The sequence below is a fragment of the Chitinophaga sp. 10T418 genome (assembly GCF_056394125.1).
This window is the reverse complement of sequence record NZ_JBFTHG010000003.1, coordinates 519,438-535,002: the sequence shown is the minus strand read 5'-3', so window position 1 is coordinate 535,002 and position 15,565 is coordinate 519,438. Positions and strand designations below refer to the sequence as shown.

General features: G+C 45.3%; 13 protein-coding genes. 11 read left to right on the top strand and 2 right to left on the bottom strand.

The window, feature by feature from the left end; genetic code table 11:
• The first annotated feature begins 130 nt into the window (after positions 1–130).
• Entirely contained in the window at positions 131–1,507 is a 1,377-nt protein-coding gene (locus AC1DCV_RS10295; RefSeq protein WP_477023104.1) for a sensor histidine kinase, read from the top strand.
• Positions 1,508–1,522: 15 nt separating this feature from the next.
• On the top strand, positions 1,523–2,335 hold the full coding sequence (locus AC1DCV_RS10290) for a HesA/MoeB/ThiF family protein (protein WP_477023103.1): 813 nt from the start codon (positions 1,523–1,525) through the stop codon (positions 2,333–2,335).
• A 106-nt stretch (positions 2,336–2,441) separates the two neighbouring features.
• On the opposite strand, the gene AC1DCV_RS10285 is transcribed toward AC1DCV_RS10290, so the two are convergent.
• The gene (locus AC1DCV_RS10285) at positions 2,442–3,326 is read right to left on the bottom strand and encodes a S66 peptidase family protein (RefSeq protein WP_477023102.1); all 885 of its coding nucleotides are present in this window, start codon (positions 3,324–3,326) and stop codon (positions 2,442–2,444) included.
• 157 nt (positions 3,327–3,483) lie between these two features.
• On the opposite strand from AC1DCV_RS10285, the gene metG reads away from it, so the two are divergent.
• From metG to lpxB, 8 genes are all read left to right on the top strand, one after another.
• On the top strand, positions 3,484–5,622 hold the full coding sequence (gene metG, locus AC1DCV_RS10280; RefSeq protein ID WP_477023101.1) for a methionine--tRNA ligase: 2,139 nt from the start codon (positions 3,484–3,486) through the stop codon (positions 5,620–5,622).
• Between the two features lie 178 nt (positions 5,623–5,800).
• Positions 5,801–6,178, top strand: a complete 378-nt coding sequence (locus tag AC1DCV_RS10275; protein ID WP_477023100.1) for a four helix bundle protein — start codon at positions 5,801–5,803, stop codon at positions 6,176–6,178.
• 26 nt (positions 6,179–6,204) lie between these two features.
• On the top strand, positions 6,205–8,607 hold the full coding sequence (locus AC1DCV_RS10270; protein ID WP_441573563.1) for a 3-hydroxyacyl-CoA dehydrogenase/enoyl-CoA hydratase family protein: 2,403 nt from the start codon (positions 6,205–6,207) through the stop codon (positions 8,605–8,607).
• A gap of 97 nt (positions 8,608–8,704) precedes the next feature.
• Complete coding sequence (locus AC1DCV_RS10265) at positions 8,705–9,598, top strand: ABC transporter ATP-binding protein (protein WP_477023099.1); 894 nt, start codon at positions 8,705–8,707, stop codon at positions 9,596–9,598.
• On the top strand, positions 9,598–10,377 hold the full coding sequence (locus tag AC1DCV_RS10260; protein WP_477023098.1) for an ABC transporter permease: 780 nt from the start codon (positions 9,598–9,600) through the stop codon (positions 10,375–10,377). The genes AC1DCV_RS10265 and AC1DCV_RS10260 overlap by 1 nt, the downstream gene beginning before the upstream one ends.
• An 84-nt stretch (positions 10,378–10,461) precedes the next feature.
• Complete coding sequence (gene surE, locus AC1DCV_RS10255) at positions 10,462–11,238, top strand: 5'/3'-nucleotidase SurE (protein ID WP_477023097.1); 777 nt, start codon at positions 10,462–10,464, stop codon at positions 11,236–11,238.
• 97 nt (positions 11,239–11,335) lie between these two features.
• Complete coding sequence (locus AC1DCV_RS10250) at positions 11,336–11,641, top strand: hypothetical protein (protein ID WP_441573567.1); 306 nt, start codon at positions 11,336–11,338, stop codon at positions 11,639–11,641.
• An 18-nt stretch (positions 11,642–11,659) separates the two neighbouring features.
• Positions 11,660–12,763, top strand: a complete 1,104-nt coding sequence (lpxB, locus tag AC1DCV_RS10245) for a lipid-A-disaccharide synthase (RefSeq protein ID WP_477023096.1) — start codon at positions 11,660–11,662, stop codon at positions 12,761–12,763.
• Here the strand turns inward: lpxB and AC1DCV_RS10240 are convergent.
• Positions 12,760–12,930 (bottom strand): DUF6728 family protein, encoded by a 171-nt coding sequence (locus tag AC1DCV_RS10240; protein WP_441573569.1) that lies wholly within the window; start codon positions 12,928–12,930, stop codon positions 12,760–12,762. The genes lpxB and AC1DCV_RS10240 overlap by 4 nt on opposite strands.
• A 54-nt stretch (positions 12,931–12,984) precedes the next feature.
• Between AC1DCV_RS10240 and AC1DCV_RS10235 the strand changes: the two genes are divergently transcribed.
• Positions 12,985–15,564 carry a beta-mannosidase gene (locus AC1DCV_RS10235; RefSeq protein ID WP_477023095.1) on the top strand — a complete coding sequence of 860 codons (2,580 nt, stop codon included), beginning with the start codon at positions 12,985–12,987 and terminating at the stop codon, positions 15,562–15,564.
• Position 15,565: the final 1 nt, after the last annotated feature.

The following is a 15,565-nucleotide window of genomic DNA, read 5'->3' as shown; positions in this document are numbered from 1 at the left end:
TAATAAAGCTGCTTGCAATATCCCGCCCGGAATTTTGTATCATAGTTGCTATAGCAAACATCTTTTTTAACATATTTTACTATTTCTGTACACTTATCTTTGATGTAATTTAAAGCCTGACAAAATTTACATGATACCACTGAAGAAAATTTTCCCCGTCATCGTTGTACTGATTACATTGTCCCTGCTTGGAATTATTTATATCCAGGTAAGTTGGATCAAAAGTGCCGTCCTGATTAAACAGGAACAGCTTTTCCAGCGTGCAGTCAGTATGTCTAATGATGTATACAACGACATGATGTATCGCCGTCAGGCTGCCGTTATGTTTAAGTTGGATAACAATGCGTTGAAAGACCCGGCCGCCGTCACTAAGGGTTTTAACCTGGATGTTACCCGCATGGCCTATAATCCCCCTGCGGTCAGTGATTTCTTCAATGTCCAGGAAGTGAAACGTTGCATCAGGAACAATATGAGGAAAAATCACCTCGATTCTACCAGTTTTGAATTCGCCATTATCGGCACCACACCCGGATCAGAATTGGGGACCCTAAAAATGCAATCTGCCGGTTTCGAAAAAATGTACCGACAAAATGAAGCCGACAGCGTGAATGACCGGAAACAGTACAATGTACATGTAGTACTCCTTTCGGAGCCGAATGACTTTAATGCAAGGGGAGAAAAACTCATCATCATTATGCCGTCAGATGATTCGGTGGCCAAGCAACTGGGCGTGATGATCACTGGCGGGGTATTGTTTACCATGATCATCATTATGGCCTTCGCCCTCACCATCCGGACCCTGCTGAATCAGAAAAAACTCTCGGAAATAAAGTCGGACTTCATCAATAATATGACCCATGAGCTGAAAACGCCATTGGCCACTATTTCCCTGGCAATAGATGCCATCCGGAATGAAAAGGTGATGTCCAAACCGGAAAAAATCCAGTACTTCTCCGGTATCATTAAGGAAGAAAATAAACGCATGAATAAGCAGGTGGAAAGCATCCTGCAATCTGCCCTCCTGGAGAAAGACGAAATAGGGCTTAAGTTGCAACCCACAGATGTACATGCCGTTATCCAGCATACCACCGATAACCTGCAATTACAACTGGCTGCCAAAAATGGGGTGGTAGATCTGCAACTGGATGCCATTAACCCGGTCATCAAAGCTGATGATGTACATTTCTCCAACCTCATCTTTAACCTGATGGATAATGCCATCAAGTATTCCAACGATCAGCTGGAAATAAAAATTCAGACTTATAACACCCGTAAGAGCCTGTTTATAGTGATTTCGGACAATGGCATCGGCATGAGCCGCGATACTATTTCACGTATCTTTGAAAAATTCTATCGCGCCCACACAGGAAATGTGCATAATGTAAAAGGATTTGGTCTGGGACTCACCTATGTGAAGGCAATCGTAGATGCACATAAAGGAAAAATTAAAGTGGAAAGTACTGTTGGTAAAGGCAGTAAGTTTACCCTGGAATTTCCACAGGATTAGATAAAGGATAAGCACATGATACTTAGTGAAAAAGAAATACAGCATTTTAAGCACCCTATTGCCGTTCCGGGCATGGGGATCAGCATGCAGGAAAAACTGAAAGAAGCCCGTGTGCTGGTAGTAGGTGCGGGTGGATTGGGAAGTCCTGTTATGCAATACCTCAGCGCCAGCGGAATAGGCGTACTCGGCATCGCAGATTACGGTGTGATCAATGATGAAGATATGCACCGTCAGCCGGTATACCAGATGCAGGATATCCGCAAGCATAAAGCTAAAATGGCCGCCAGCAGGCTTTGGGCGGTCAACCCATATACCAAACATTATCCTATCCTCATGCAGGTAAAGCCGGAGTCGATCGGGATGATGCTGATAGGATTTGACCTGGTGATAGACTGCACCCAGCATCTGCCCACCCACCTGGTGATCAATGATGCCTGCCTGGTGCATAACAAACCTTTCATCACCGGCGAAGTGCATAACTGGATGGCCTGGTTTGCCGGCTTTAATATGCCCATGCCGGATGGCACTACCTCCGCCTCTTACCGCTGCGCATTACCACTCACGGAAGATTACCGCAACTTTGATGCAGGGGCCATTGGTGCTACCCATGGTGCACTGGGCATGCAGATCGTATGCGAAGTCATAAAATATCTCATGGATGTTCCGGCAGGTATTGCCGGAAAATTGTATGGCATTGACTATCTCCATAATCAAACCCAGGTGCATGAGCTGCAACCTGATACGGCTCTCATTGAAAGTACCCGCGCTGCAGGCATTCTCACTGCGGAAGAATATGGATTGGAGATTGTACCGGATGTAGAAGATTAAGCATTACAAAGGGGATCTCATCTTTGATACCCTGGTAAACGGATATTATTAAAAAAGCGAAGGCCCGGATATTCCGGGCCTTCGCTTTTTTACGGAGTGGCTTCATTTAAACTTCCGATAATATCGTTTTCGCCCCGATTTTCAGTTCGTGCTTCACCCCTAATTTCAGCGCATAATTAGCTGCCTGGTGTCCGCTCGGAAAACCAAAGCAAACAGGGTAGTCATACTCTTTAACCAGGTTGGTGATAATTTCATATTCAGTCTGACCAAAAGGAGTATCGGTTTCCTTGCCGTCCACGAAAGATCCAACCACGAGTCCGGCCAGTTTATCCAGCCATCCGGCGCGTTTCAGGTTATACATCATGCGGTCTATGTTATACCGGTATTCCCCGATATCTTCCAGCAGCAGGATTTTTCCTTTGGTATTGACTTGGGAATCGGTCCCCGAAAGATTAGCCAGCATAGATAAATTGCCCCCCACCAGCACACCGGTGGTTTTTCCTTCCTGGTTCAGCGGATGCGCTGCGGCTGTGTAGCGGTATGGCTTGCCTTTGAGGGCAGTAGCCAGACTATGTACATATTCATTATCCACTGTTTCCGGAGTAATGCCACTGCACATCATGGAGTGAAGGGTAGCAATACCGAATTGGCGATGCACATGTGAGTGAAGGGTAGTGATATCACTGTAACCGCATAACCACTTGGGTTCCTTGCGGAAGCGTGTAAAATCCAGCTTGTCGATGATACACACCATGCCATAACCACCACGGCCAAAAACAATGGCTTTTATTTCCGGATCATCCAGCATATCCTGTAGTTCTTCCAGTCTCAGTTCATCCGGTGCGGAGAAGTTATGAAAGCTGGTGCCCACAGTAATGCCGAGGTGCACGCGGTAGCCCCAGGAGTTGAGTACATCTCTTGCGTACTCCGCTGCCTGCAGGTCCATTTTGCTACTGGAGCAGGTAATTCCGATCAGATCACCTTTTTTCAAATATGGCGGAATTTTTACCATTGTACCTTTTGTTTACCTTTGCAGATTAGTTAGCGTAAATTCAATCTTTATTCGCTGACTAAGGTGATAAATTGTAATGGTGATTCCAAAAACAATCACCTGATTTAAAGTTTATTTAAGCATTCGTTAAGAGAATATGGCAAAATTTAATAGATATTTAATAACTGCGGCATTACCGTATGCCAATGGCCCGGTGCACATAGGACATCTTGCCGGCTGCTACCTGCCTGCAGATATTTATGTGCGTTATTTACGCTCCAAAAAGGCTGATGTAAAATTTGTTTGCGGAACTGATGAACATGGTGTACCTATCACTATCAAAGCGATGAAGGAAGGTGTGAGCCCGCAGGATGTAGTAGACAAATACCACAAAATCATAGGCGATAGCTTTGCCGCCATGGGCATCTCTTTCGACATATTTGCCCGTACCAGTGATCCTATTCACCACAAAACTTCCCAGGATTTTTTCCTGAAGATGTATAATGATGGATTGTTTGAAGAAAAAGAAAGTGAGCAATATTTCGATCCGGAAAAAGAAATGTTCCTGGCCGACAGATATATTGTGGGTACCTGCCCCAACTGCGGTAACGATAAAGCCTATGGTGATCAATGCGAACGCTGTGGCAGAACCCTGAGCCCGGATGAACTGATCAACCCTCACTCTGCGCTGAGCAATGCACCACTGGTGAAGAAAACCACCAAACACTGGTACATGCCGCTGCAGAACTATGAACCATGGCTGAAGGAATACATTATCGATGGTCATAAAGAGTGGAAAAACAACGTATATGGTCAGTGTAAAAGCTGGCTGGATAGCGGGTTGCAAAGCCGCGCCATGACGCGTGACAGCAACTGGGGGATCAAAGTACCTTTGCCGGATGCAGAAGGAAAAGTGCTCTACGTATGGTTTGATGCACCGATCGGTTATATTTCTGCTACCAAAGAACTCACCGACAACTGGGCGGACTACTGGTGTAAAGAGGATACCAAACTGGTACATTTTATTGGTAAGGATAATATCGTGTTCCACTGTATTATTTTCCCGGCCATGCTGAAAGCGCACGGTGGTTTTGTAGTACCGGATAATGTTCCTGCCAATGAGTTCCTCAATATTGAAGGTGAAAAAGTATCCACTTCCCGTAACTGGGCAGTATGGGTAAATGATTATATCCAGGATTTCCCTGATCAGCAGGACGTACTGCGTTATGTACTCTGCGCTACTGCTCCTGAAACAAAGGATAATGACTTTACCTGGAAAGATTTTCAGGACAGGAATAACAGTGAACTGGTAGCCGTTTTCGGCAACTTTGTGAACAGGGCGATGGTATTGATGCACAAATTATGCGGAGGGAAAGTACCACCCCTGCATGAGGAATTTATAGAAGATGCTGATCGTGATATCCTGAAAGAATTCGGGCTGGCGAAAGAGAAGATAGAGAACAGTATAGAGAATTACCGCTTCCGGGAAGCGCTGTCTGAAGTTATTGAGTTTTCCCGCAAAGGAAATATATACCTGCAACAGAATGAACCATGGATACTGGCCACTGTGCTTGAAAACCTGAAGAATGGAACATGGAGCGAAAAGCATCAGAAGTATGAAGGAAAAAGTGAGGAGTATTTACGTGCCCGTATAGACATCTGCCTGCATATTGCTTTGCAGATGACAGCTAACCTGGCGATCTTCTCGCATCCGTTCCTGCCTTTCACCTCCAGGAAGATCTGTCACATGCTGAAAGTAGTGGATCGTATGCTGGAATGGGACAATGCAGGCAGCCAAAAATTGGTAAACGTTGGTTACTCACTCCGCGAACCGGAACTGCTATTCAAAAAGATAGAAGATGACCAGGTTACTGCACAGGTACAGAAACTTCATGATGGCCTGAAACTGGCAATGGAAGCTGCCGCCGCCGCAGCTCCTGCGGTAGAAGAAGCGCCACCTGCTCCTGCCAAACCGGAAATTCAATACGATGATTTCGCCAAACTGGACCTGCGCGTAGGCACTATCTTACAAGCAGAAAAAGTAGCGAAAGCAGATAAATTATTAAAACTGCTGGTAGACATTGGTACTGAACAACGTACCGTTGTATCCGGCATCGCCATGCACTTTTCACCAGAAGATATCATCGGCAAACAGGTAACCCTGGTAGCCAACCTGGCCCCCCGCAAAATGCGCGGTATCGAAAGCCAGGGAATGATCCTCATGGCCGAAGATAACGGGAAGCTGATTTTTGTAAACCCTGCCGAAGCGGTGAAGCCAGGCAGCGGAGTAAACTGAGCCAGCTTTTGGCTTTTAGCCATTGGCTGTTAGCAAGCGAAGAGGATGTTGCAGTTTGTTTTTTGAAGCAGATAGATTTTAATGTAAGCATTATAATAAGCCGGTACATTTTGTACCGGCTTTATTTTTATATTTATCATGTAATGATGTAGATGTTAACCCAATAACCATTAACCCAATGAGGAACTTCAGAAACCTGATTATTTGGCAGAAATCATTTGATCTCTCCCTGAAAATTTATGATCTCACAAAACTATTTCCTTCAGAAGAAAAATTCGGTTTGATAAGCCAACTCAGGAGAGCTGCAGTTTCAATCCCCAGTAATATTGCCGAGGGGGCTGCTCAACCGACAGACACACACTTCAAAAGATTCCTGTTAATGGCTGCCGGTTCCTCCTTTGAAATGGAAACCCAACTGTTAATCTCTAGCCAAATTTACCCTTCTGTCCAAAAAAGTATTTCAGAAATCATCCTCCCCCTGCTGATTGAAGTCCAAAAAATGCTAAATTCAATGATCAGTAAACTGACAACCGCTGTAAGCTCCGCTAAAGACTAACTGCTAACAGCTAAAAGCTAAAAGCTATGACGAGACACATCAACAAAGTAGCCGTTTTAGGCTCGGGAGTAATGGGATCAAGGATTGCCTGTCATTTCGCAGGCATTGGCGTACAGGTTTTGCTGCTGGACATAGCGCCCAAAGAACTAAATGACGCGGAAAAAAAGAAAAACCTCGCACTGGACCATCCCGCTGTGAAGAACCGGATCGTGAATGATGCCCTGCAAGCCGCCATTAAATCCAATCCATCGCCCGTTTTTACCAAAGATGTGATCAAACGCATCAAAACAGGCAACTTCACAGATGATATGAAGCGCGTGGCGGATGTAGACTGGATCATCGAGGTAGTGGTGGAAAACCTGGACGTAAAGAAGATTGTATTTGAACAGGTGGAGCAATTCCGTAAACCCGGTACTCTCATCACCTCCAACACTTCCGGCATTCCCATTCACCTGATGACAGAAGGCCGCAGTGCAGATTTTCAAAAACACTTCTGCGGTACCCACTTCTTCAACCCGCCCCGCTACCTCCGTTTACTCGAAATAATACCTACTCCACATACAGATCCCGCTATTATAGATTTCCTCATGCACTACGGTGACCTTTACCTCGGTAAAACAACTGTATTGTGTAAAGATACCCCGGCATTTATTGCCAACAGGGTAGGCGTGTTTTCTATCATGGCCATTTTCCACATCATGCAGGAAATGGGATTGGGAATTGATGAAATAGACGCCCTTACCGGACCGGTCATAGGACGACCTAAATCAGCCACCTTCCGTACCGCAGATGTGGTAGGGATAGATACCCTCGTGAAAGTAGCCAAAGGCGTAATGGATAACTGCCCGCAGGATGAAGCTATCGGCATATTTAAAATACCGGATTTTCTGCAGAAAGTAGTGGAAAACAACTGGCTGGGAGATAAAACAGGACAAGGCTTTTATAAGAAAACCAAAGGTGAAGGCGGCAGTAAGGAAATTCTTACCCTGAACCTGCAAACCATGGAATACGGGCCTAAGCAAAGAGCGAAGTTTGCCAGCATCGATGCTGCTAAACCGGTGGAAGACCTGAAGCAACGTATTAAAATACTGAACGCCGCCACAGATAAAGCAGGAGAGTTCTATAAACAATTCCATGCTTACCTGCTTTCCTATGTATCACACCGCATCCCGGAAATAGCTGATGATCTTTATAAAGTAGATGATGCCATGAAAGCCGGCTTTGGCTGGGAGATTGGTCCATTCGAAACCTGGGATCTGCTGGGCGTGGAAGCATCGGTAAAGTTGATAGAAGAAAAAGGATTAACGGTAGCCCAATGGGTGAAAGATATGCTGGGTAAGGGTATCAAAACCTTCTACAAAGTAGATAACGGTAAGAAATTTTACTATGATGTAGCCAGCCAGGCCTACAAAACCTTGCCTGGTGAAGGACAATTCATCATCCTGGAAAATTTCTCCAATAATGTTGTCTGGAAAAACAGCGCCTGCAGCCTGATTGATATCGGAGATGGCGTAGTTTGTTTCGACTGGAAAACAAAAATGAATACTATCGGCGGTGAAGTGCTGGAAGGATTGAATAAGGCGATAGACCGCGCGGAGAAAGACTTCCGCGGCCTGGTAGTTGGAAATGAAGGCACTAACTTTTCTGCCGGCGCCAATGTGGGCATGATCTTCATGCTGGCAGCAGAGCAGGAGTTTGATGAACTGGATATGGCGGTTCGCCTGTTCCAGCGCAGCACCATGCGTTTACGTTATTCCTCTATACCGGTAGTGGTAGCGCCGCATGCATTGACCCTGGGCGGTGGTTGCGAAATGTGTTTACATGCAGATAAAGTACAGGCAGCAGCCGAAACTTATATTGGACTGGTGGAACTGGGTGTAGGCCTGATTCCTGGCGGTGGTGGTACCAAAGAAATGACGCTCCGCGCCAGCCTGGAATACAAAGAAGGACGTATCGAGGAAGAGCCACTGAAAGATTACTTCATGACCGTTGCTACCGCAAAAGTAGCTACCTCTGGTTTCGAAGGATTTGATATGGGCGTACTTCGCAAAGGACATGATGAAATAACCATGAATCTCAGCCGCCTCATTGCAGATGCGAAACGCAGTGTAATAGCGCTGGCCGATGAAGGATACACCCGTCCGGTAGAAAGAACAGATATCAAAGTAATGGGTCGTGGTGCACTGGGTGCCTTACTGGCAGGTGTTTACGCCATGAAGTTCGGTAACTATATTTCAGAGCACGACCAGAAAGTAGCTAATAAACTGGCATATGTCATGTGTGGAGGAGATCTCACAGAAGCTTCCTATGTAAGCGAACAATACCTGCTGGACCTGGAACGCGAAGCTTTCCTGAGTCTCTGTGGTGAACGCAAAACACTGGAGCGTTTACAGAGTGTTATCAAAACAGGCAAGCCTGTACGAAACTAAAAACTGTTATTTTAATTTATGGGAAATGTAGTGAAGATTAGCCATAAGATCATTCGCTGCATTTCCCTTTTTATTCTACACTTTTATATTATTTCCCGTGCCAATTCTATCCTTACAAAACATTTCCAAAAAATACGGAACAGTACAGGCCTTGTCGGGTGTTTCCTTTGAAGTGCCGACAGGCAGTGTCTTTGGTGTGCTGGGGCCTAACGGCAGTGGTAAAACCACCTTGCTGGGCATTGTGACCGATGTACTCAAAGCCGATACCGGTAGCTTTACCTTATTTGATAAAACACCTACTGCCCGGGAACGCCGGCAGATAGGCACTTTGCTGGAAACGCCCAACTTCTATCATTATCTTAGCGGATATAAAAACCTGGAAATTTCCGCTGCGATCAAGCAGCGGGGAAAAGATGATATCGCCCGCGTACTGGAGATTTGCGGTCTTACCCAACGCCAGCATTCTGCATTTAAAACGTATTCGCTGGGTATGAAGCAACGGCTGGCCATTGCTGCTGTACTGCTGGGAGATCCGGAGGTATTGATCCTGGATGAACCTACCAATGGACTGGATCCTTCCGGTATTGCGGAAGTACGAAGCCTGGTGAGGAAGCTGGCGGATACCGGTAAAACAATTATCCTCGCGAGCCACCTGCTGGATGAGGTAGAGAAAGTATGTACACATGTGGCCATCATCAGGTCCGGAAAATTACTGTTGTCAGGTGCTGTGAATGAGGTGATCAGCCGCAACGACTACGTGGAATTATCAGCCGCAGATAACAATGCCTTGCGGACTGCGCTGCTGCAATATCCCGGCTGTACGGGTGCTGAAATTACCGGTGGCATTATAAAAGCATCCTTTACCGTTTCTCCGGATGCGGCGGCCATCAACGGCTACTGTGCCAAACAGGGCATCTGGCTGAATCACCTGCAACTCCGTAAGAAAAGTCTTGAAACTGCATTCCTGGAAATCACTAATATCCCTGCCTGATGAAACAAATTATATATACCGAATGGCTGAAAGTAAAGAACTACCGTACATTCTGGGTAATGCTGGTGTTGGCACTCATTGTTATTCCTGCCGGCAATTTCATGGTAGCTGATAAGTTCAGTGACCTGAACTTCAAACAGCTGGGTAAACTGATAGGAAATCCGTTCAGTTTCCCGAATGTATGGCTCACCATGGCATCTATGAACAGTTATATCTCCCTTTTATTCGGTTTGCTGCTGATCATCCTGGTTACCAATGAATATACTTACCGTACCAACAGGCAAAATGTGATTGATGGTTGGGAAAGAAAAGAATTTGTATATGCTAAATTATTCTGGCTGGTGGCCATTTCTTTGACTACCCTGTTGGTGGCTACTGTAAGCAGCATGCTGATAGGGATGATCTATGGTGATGAGCCCTTTACTTTCGAAGGGTATGAGTATATGCTGTATTACTTCCTGCAGCTCAATGTGATGCTGACCATTGCGCTGTTGATAGGGGTGCTGGTAAAGCGTGCCGGACTGGGGATTGTACTGTTTATTGCATACAATATGATGCTGGACCAGTTGTTATCTTTTTTCGTTAAAAGATATGTAGGCCCTGTTGGAGGGCTGTTACCTCTGCAAAGTGGTGACGAACTTCTGCCTTTTCCATTGCTTGGAAAGGTGATGCCTTCCGTATTCCAGTATGATACGTATGTGTATGTAGCCGCTATGATCGGTTATATCGTGTTAGGCATCTACCTGGTTTTCAGGAAAGTATTAAAATCCGATCTGTAGAAATATCTATATATTTCACATTCTTTTAAAGCGAAATGTTTGGGAGAGAGCTTAAATTTGTTGTGCAAAGCAAAAATGTGAATTATGGCTACAAAGGAACGTGTAATATTGGTAACGAATGATGATGGAATCACGGCACCGGGCATACGTGCGTTGATAGAGGCGGTGAAGCCATTAGGGAAAGTGGTGGTAGTAGCGCCGGATAGTCCGCAGTCGGGCAAAGGGCATGCGATAACCATTGGTACTCCTTTGCGTTTGAACCAGGTAGATATTTTTGAAGGGATAGAAGCATGGCAATGCTCTGGTACACCGGTAGATTGTGTGAAGCTGGCCCGCGATAAAATCCTGCATGGCAAGCCGGATATTTGTGTAAGTGGTATTAACCATGGCGCCAATCATTCGATCAACGTTATTTATTCCGGAACGATGTCGGCCGCTATGGAAGCAGCTATTGAAGGTATTCCATCTGTAGGCTTTTCCTTCCTGGAATATAGCTATGATGCAGATTTTACCTTGCCCAAAAAAGTCGCTTACCAGGTGACCAAGCGTATGCTGGAATCTGATTTGCCGCCGGGTACGCTGTTTAATGTGAACATCCCGATTGTGAGTGAACAGGAATTTAAGGGGTTGAAAATCAGCCGGCAGGCAGATGCTAAATGGGTAGAGGAGTTTGATGAACGCCGTGATCCGCATGGAAAAAAATACTATTGGTTAACCGGTGAGTTTAAGAACCGCGATACCGGAGAAGATACAGATGTATGGGCATTGGATAATAATTACGCATCTATTGTGCCGGTACAGTTTGACCTGACTAATTATTCGTTAAAAAAGAAGCTGGAAGCGGATTGGATAGACCTGTGATAATGCAAAAAGCAGAAAGCAAAAAGTTAAAAGCAAGCGCTTTCCGGCAAGTGATAAACTAAAAGCTAAGAGCTAACAGCTAAATGCTATCATCAGTATGTTAAAAAAAGACAACCTTCCATTTGGGATTTTACTGGGGTTTTTAACTCCCCTGGCCGCGTTTTTCCTGTACTATTTTTTTGTGATCAGGTTACAGCATAATGACGTGGGGCTGGGACAATTTCTGGGCATCTTAAAAGATAACCGGCAGATGATTCCCAAGCTCACCAGCATTTGCCTGTTGTTGAACGGGTTGGTATTTTTCCTGTATACAAGAAAACGGCTGGACATTACTGCCAAAGGTATTTTCCTGATGACCATGCTGTATGCGATCGGCATTTTATTGCTTAAACTGATCAGATAATTTTTAATCTACACGAATTTGAAATATTACATTATTGCAGGAGAGGCGTCAGGTGATTTGCATGGCAGTAATCTTGTAAAACAATTAAGGCAGCTGGATACGTCTGCGGATATACGCAGTTGGGGTGGTGATTTGATGGAAGCTGCCGGAGCCCATGTGGTAAAGCATTACAAAGAATTGGCTTTTATGGGTTTTGTGGAAGTAGTAATGAATCTCCGTACTATTTTGCGTAATATAGATATCTGTAAAAAAGATATTGCAGCATTCAAACCCGATGTGTTGGTGCTGGTAGATTACCCTGGTTTTAACATGCGCATCGCAGAGTGGGGTAAACAACAAGGTTTTAAAATTGTCTATTATATTTCTCCGCAGGTATGGGCCTGGAAAGAAAACCGTGTAAAGAAGCTGAAACAGAGCGTAGACAAAATGCTCTGTATTCTTCCTTTTGAAAAAGCTTTTTATCACAAATGGAATTATGAAGTAGAATATGTGGGACATCCTTTGGTGGAAGTAATTAAAGCTGCCAAAGAACAGCCCGCCGATGCGCCGTTGTCTGATAAGCCGGTGATCGCCGTATTACCTGGCAGCCGTAAACAGGAAGTGAGTGTGAAATTACCTATCATGCTCACCATGGCGAAACATTTTCCGGAGTACCAGTTTGTAGTGGCACAGGCGCCAAGTCTGGATGATCATTTCCTGGAAGCCTTGACCGGAGAGCATCCTAATGTGTCAATGGTAAAAGGGCAAACGTATAATTTATTGCGTCAGGCGAAAGCAGCCCTGGTAACCTCCGGCACTGCCACACTGGAAACGGCTTTGTTTGGCGTACCTGAAGTGGTGTGTTATAAAGGAAATCCCATTTCCTATTTCTTCGCAAAACGTTTGATCAAAGTAAAATACATCTCCCTGGTAAACCTGGTGATGGATAAGCTGGTGGTGAAAGAACTCATTCAGCATGACCTTACCGAAGAAAACTTACTGAGGGAACTAACTGCTTTACTGAAAGACGAAGCCGCCAGAAGCCGCGTCATGAAAGATTACGCAGAACTATGGCATAAGCTGGGAGAAAAGGATGCTTCCCGCCGCGCTGCCGAAGTGATTTATGAATATGCAATCGCTTAATGTCTCCTGATTAGCTTGATGATCATAATAATGATCGCTACTAAAAAAAGTAATAACGATATTCTGTTCATCCCATGCATCATTGCCACATAGCGTGTTTTTGGTGCATTGGGATCCTTTTTACCTATGTAGAGATACCTCAATATTTGTTGCCAGATACTTTTCATTTCTCAAAGATCGTAAATCAGTACTATTTTTGGTTCTTCTGAAAAATAAGAATCATGAAATATATACTGTTAACTGCTTGTTTGTTTTTAACCATTTTAACCAACTTAGCAGCGCAGGACAACGCGAACAATCCAATGGCATCGGGATGGGAATTTTCCCGTGCAGATGAAGGCATCTGGCGGCCTGCCACCGTGCCGGGTACAGTACATACCGATTTGCTGGCATTGAAATTAATTCCCGACCCTTTTGCGGGGACCAATGAAAAGGCCGTGCAATGGGTGGATAAGAAGGACTGGCAATACCGCAAAAAGTGGAAGCTGAAAAAAGCGGACCTGAACTTTGATGTGGTGGAACTGGAATTCAAAGGTTTGGATACTTATGCAGATGTATACCTCAACAACCATTTGATATTACAGTCTGCCAACATGTTTGTATCACATATCGTGAATGTGAAAGAATGGCTGGTAGCGGGCGACAACGAATTACGCATCCTGTTTAAAAGTCCGGTTAAAACGGATATGCCCAAGTTTTTGCAGGACAGTATTATCTATCCCGCCGGTAATGATGCCAGCGATATTCCATTAAGCATATACGCCCGTAAAGCGCCCTACCATTATGGATGGGATTGGGGACCGCGACTGGTTACTTCCGGGATCTGGCGTCCGGTATACCTGCGTAGCTGGAACAAGGCAACGATCCGTGATGTATACTGGCAACAGGTAAAGCTGGATTCCGCACAGGCAGATATGCAGGCGGAGGTAACCATAGAAGCCGCTGTGGCAGGGGAGTACACGCTGCAGTTGCAGGGAAAAAATTCGCATGGATTACTGCCTGAACTGGCAAAAAAGCCGGTTAGTCTGCAGGCGGGTATCAATGTACTAAAGGTGCCATTCGTTATTAATAAGCCAGTCCTGTGGTGGCCCGCCGGCATGGGAGATCCTTTTCTGTATGAGCTGCTGGCCAGCTTACAAAGCAGTAAGAAAATAATCGCTACCAGTAAAAACAGCGTGGGACTACGTACGATTGAAGTAGTGAATAAGCCCGATAGCCTGGGAGAATCATTTTATGTGAAAGTGAACGGGCGCCCGGTGTTTATGAAAGGCGCCAATTATATTCCACAGGATAACTTTCTGCCAAGGGTAACAGAAGTGAGACAGCGTAAACTGTTCCAGGACATGGTGGAGTCTAATTTTAACATGGTGCGTGTCTGGGGTGGTGGCATTTATGAAGATGACATCTTTTATCAGCTGGCTGATCAGAAGGGGATACTGGTGTGGCAGGACTTTATGTTTGCTTGTACCCTCTATCCCTCCGATCCGGCTTTCCTGGAAAATGTGCAGCAGGAAGCAGCCGATAATATCAGGCGCCTGCGTAATCACGCCGCCCTGGCTTTGTGGTGTGGGAACAATGAAGTAGGCGTGGCGATTAAAAACTGGGGATGGGAAAGCGGTTACGCCTATACGAATACGCAGTGGCAAAGCCTGTTGAAAGGGTATGATAAACTATTTAAAGAGATATTACCGCAACAGGTGGCTGCTTATCAGCCGGGCGCCTTCTACTTTCATTCTTCCCCTATCAGCAACTGGGGCAGGGTGGAGGACTTTACCAAAGGTGATAACCACTACTGGGGTGTATGGCATGGGATGGAATGGTTTGAAGCTTTCAATACACATATCCCCCGCTTTATGAGCGAATATGGTTTCCAGTCCTTCCCATCTATGGAAACCATTCGCACGTTTGCTACAAAAGACGACTACGATATTTTTTCCAATGTGATGCAATCGCATCAGAAGAGCCCTGCTAAAGGGAATACCGCTATTAAAACCTATATGTTGCATTATTACCGGGAGCCAAAAGACTTCCCTTCTTTTGTGTATCTGAGTCAGGTATTACAGGCAGAAGGCATGAAAATGGCCATAGAAGCGCACCGCAGGGCCATGCCTTATTGTATGGGCACCCTTTACTGGCAGTTGAATGATTGCTGGCCGGGTGCTTCCTGGTCGGGCCGTGAGTATAGTGGGCGCTGGAAAGCCCTGCAGTATTATGTAAAAGAGGCCTTTAAGCCCCGCCTGATATCGAATGTTATTGAAAAAGGGCAATTGGCTACTTATATTGTTACTGATGAATACCAGGGAGCAGTCAGCCTGTTGATGACCGCCATGGATCTGAATGGTAAAGTTATCTGGAAGGACGAATTGAAGGATATAAGATTAAATAGTAATACCAGTGCCAGGGTACATGCGATCGATACCGCCGCTATTTTGAAGGGTAAAAGCCCAACAACGGTAATATTCTATACACAACTGCGAATAGACAATAAGGATATGGAGCGGAATATCTTTTACTTTGCTACTGCGAAGGAGATGAATCTCGAAACACCACATCTGGAGGTAGTGACGAGCAAAGCAGGAAATGACAGGGAGGCTGTTTATATCCGTCTGACGACAGATAAGCTGGCCAGGAACATCTGCCTGTCGCTGGACAAAGCGCTGGTAGCGGAACATTTTGAAGAAAACTATTTCGATCTGTTGCCCGGAGAAACCCGGACGATCAGGTTGCAAACAAAGCAATTGCCTGAAATAATTCAACAGGCATTGAAGATAACCACTTTAGAATCGTCTTATAAACATTGAC

Bases quoted from the DNA above. Each gene is read 5' to 3' on its own strand.
- AC1DCV_RS10295 (WP_477023104.1), top strand. From the start codon at position 131: ATGATACCACTGAAGAAAATTTTCCCCGTCATCGTTGTACTGATTACA.
- AC1DCV_RS10290 (WP_477023103.1), top strand. From the start codon at position 1,523: ATGATACTTAGTGAAAAAGAAATACAGCATTTTAAGCACCCTATTGCC.
- metG (WP_477023101.1), top strand. From the start codon at position 3,484: ATGGCAAAATTTAATAGATATTTAATAACTGCGGCATTACCGTATGCC.
- AC1DCV_RS10275 (WP_477023100.1), top strand. From the start codon at position 5,801: ATGAGGAACTTCAGAAACCTGATTATTTGGCAGAAATCATTTGATCTC.
- AC1DCV_RS10270 (WP_441573563.1), top strand. From the start codon at position 6,205: ATGACGAGACACATCAACAAAGTAGCCGTTTTAGGCTCGGGAGTAATG.
- AC1DCV_RS10260 (WP_477023098.1), top strand. From the start codon at position 9,598: ATGAAACAAATTATATATACCGAATGGCTGAAAGTAAAGAACTACCGT.
- surE (WP_477023097.1), top strand. From the start codon at position 10,462: ATGGCTACAAAGGAACGTGTAATATTGGTAACGAATGATGATGGAATC.
- AC1DCV_RS10250 (WP_441573567.1), top strand. From the start codon at position 11,336: ATGTTAAAAAAAGACAACCTTCCATTTGGGATTTTACTGGGGTTTTTA.
- AC1DCV_RS10240 (WP_441573569.1), bottom strand. From the start codon at position 12,930: ATGAAAAGTATCTGGCAACAAATATTGAGGTATCTCTACATAGGTAAA.
- AC1DCV_RS10235 (WP_477023095.1), top strand. From the start codon at position 12,985: ATGAAATATATACTGTTAACTGCTTGTTTGTTTTTAACCATTTTAACC.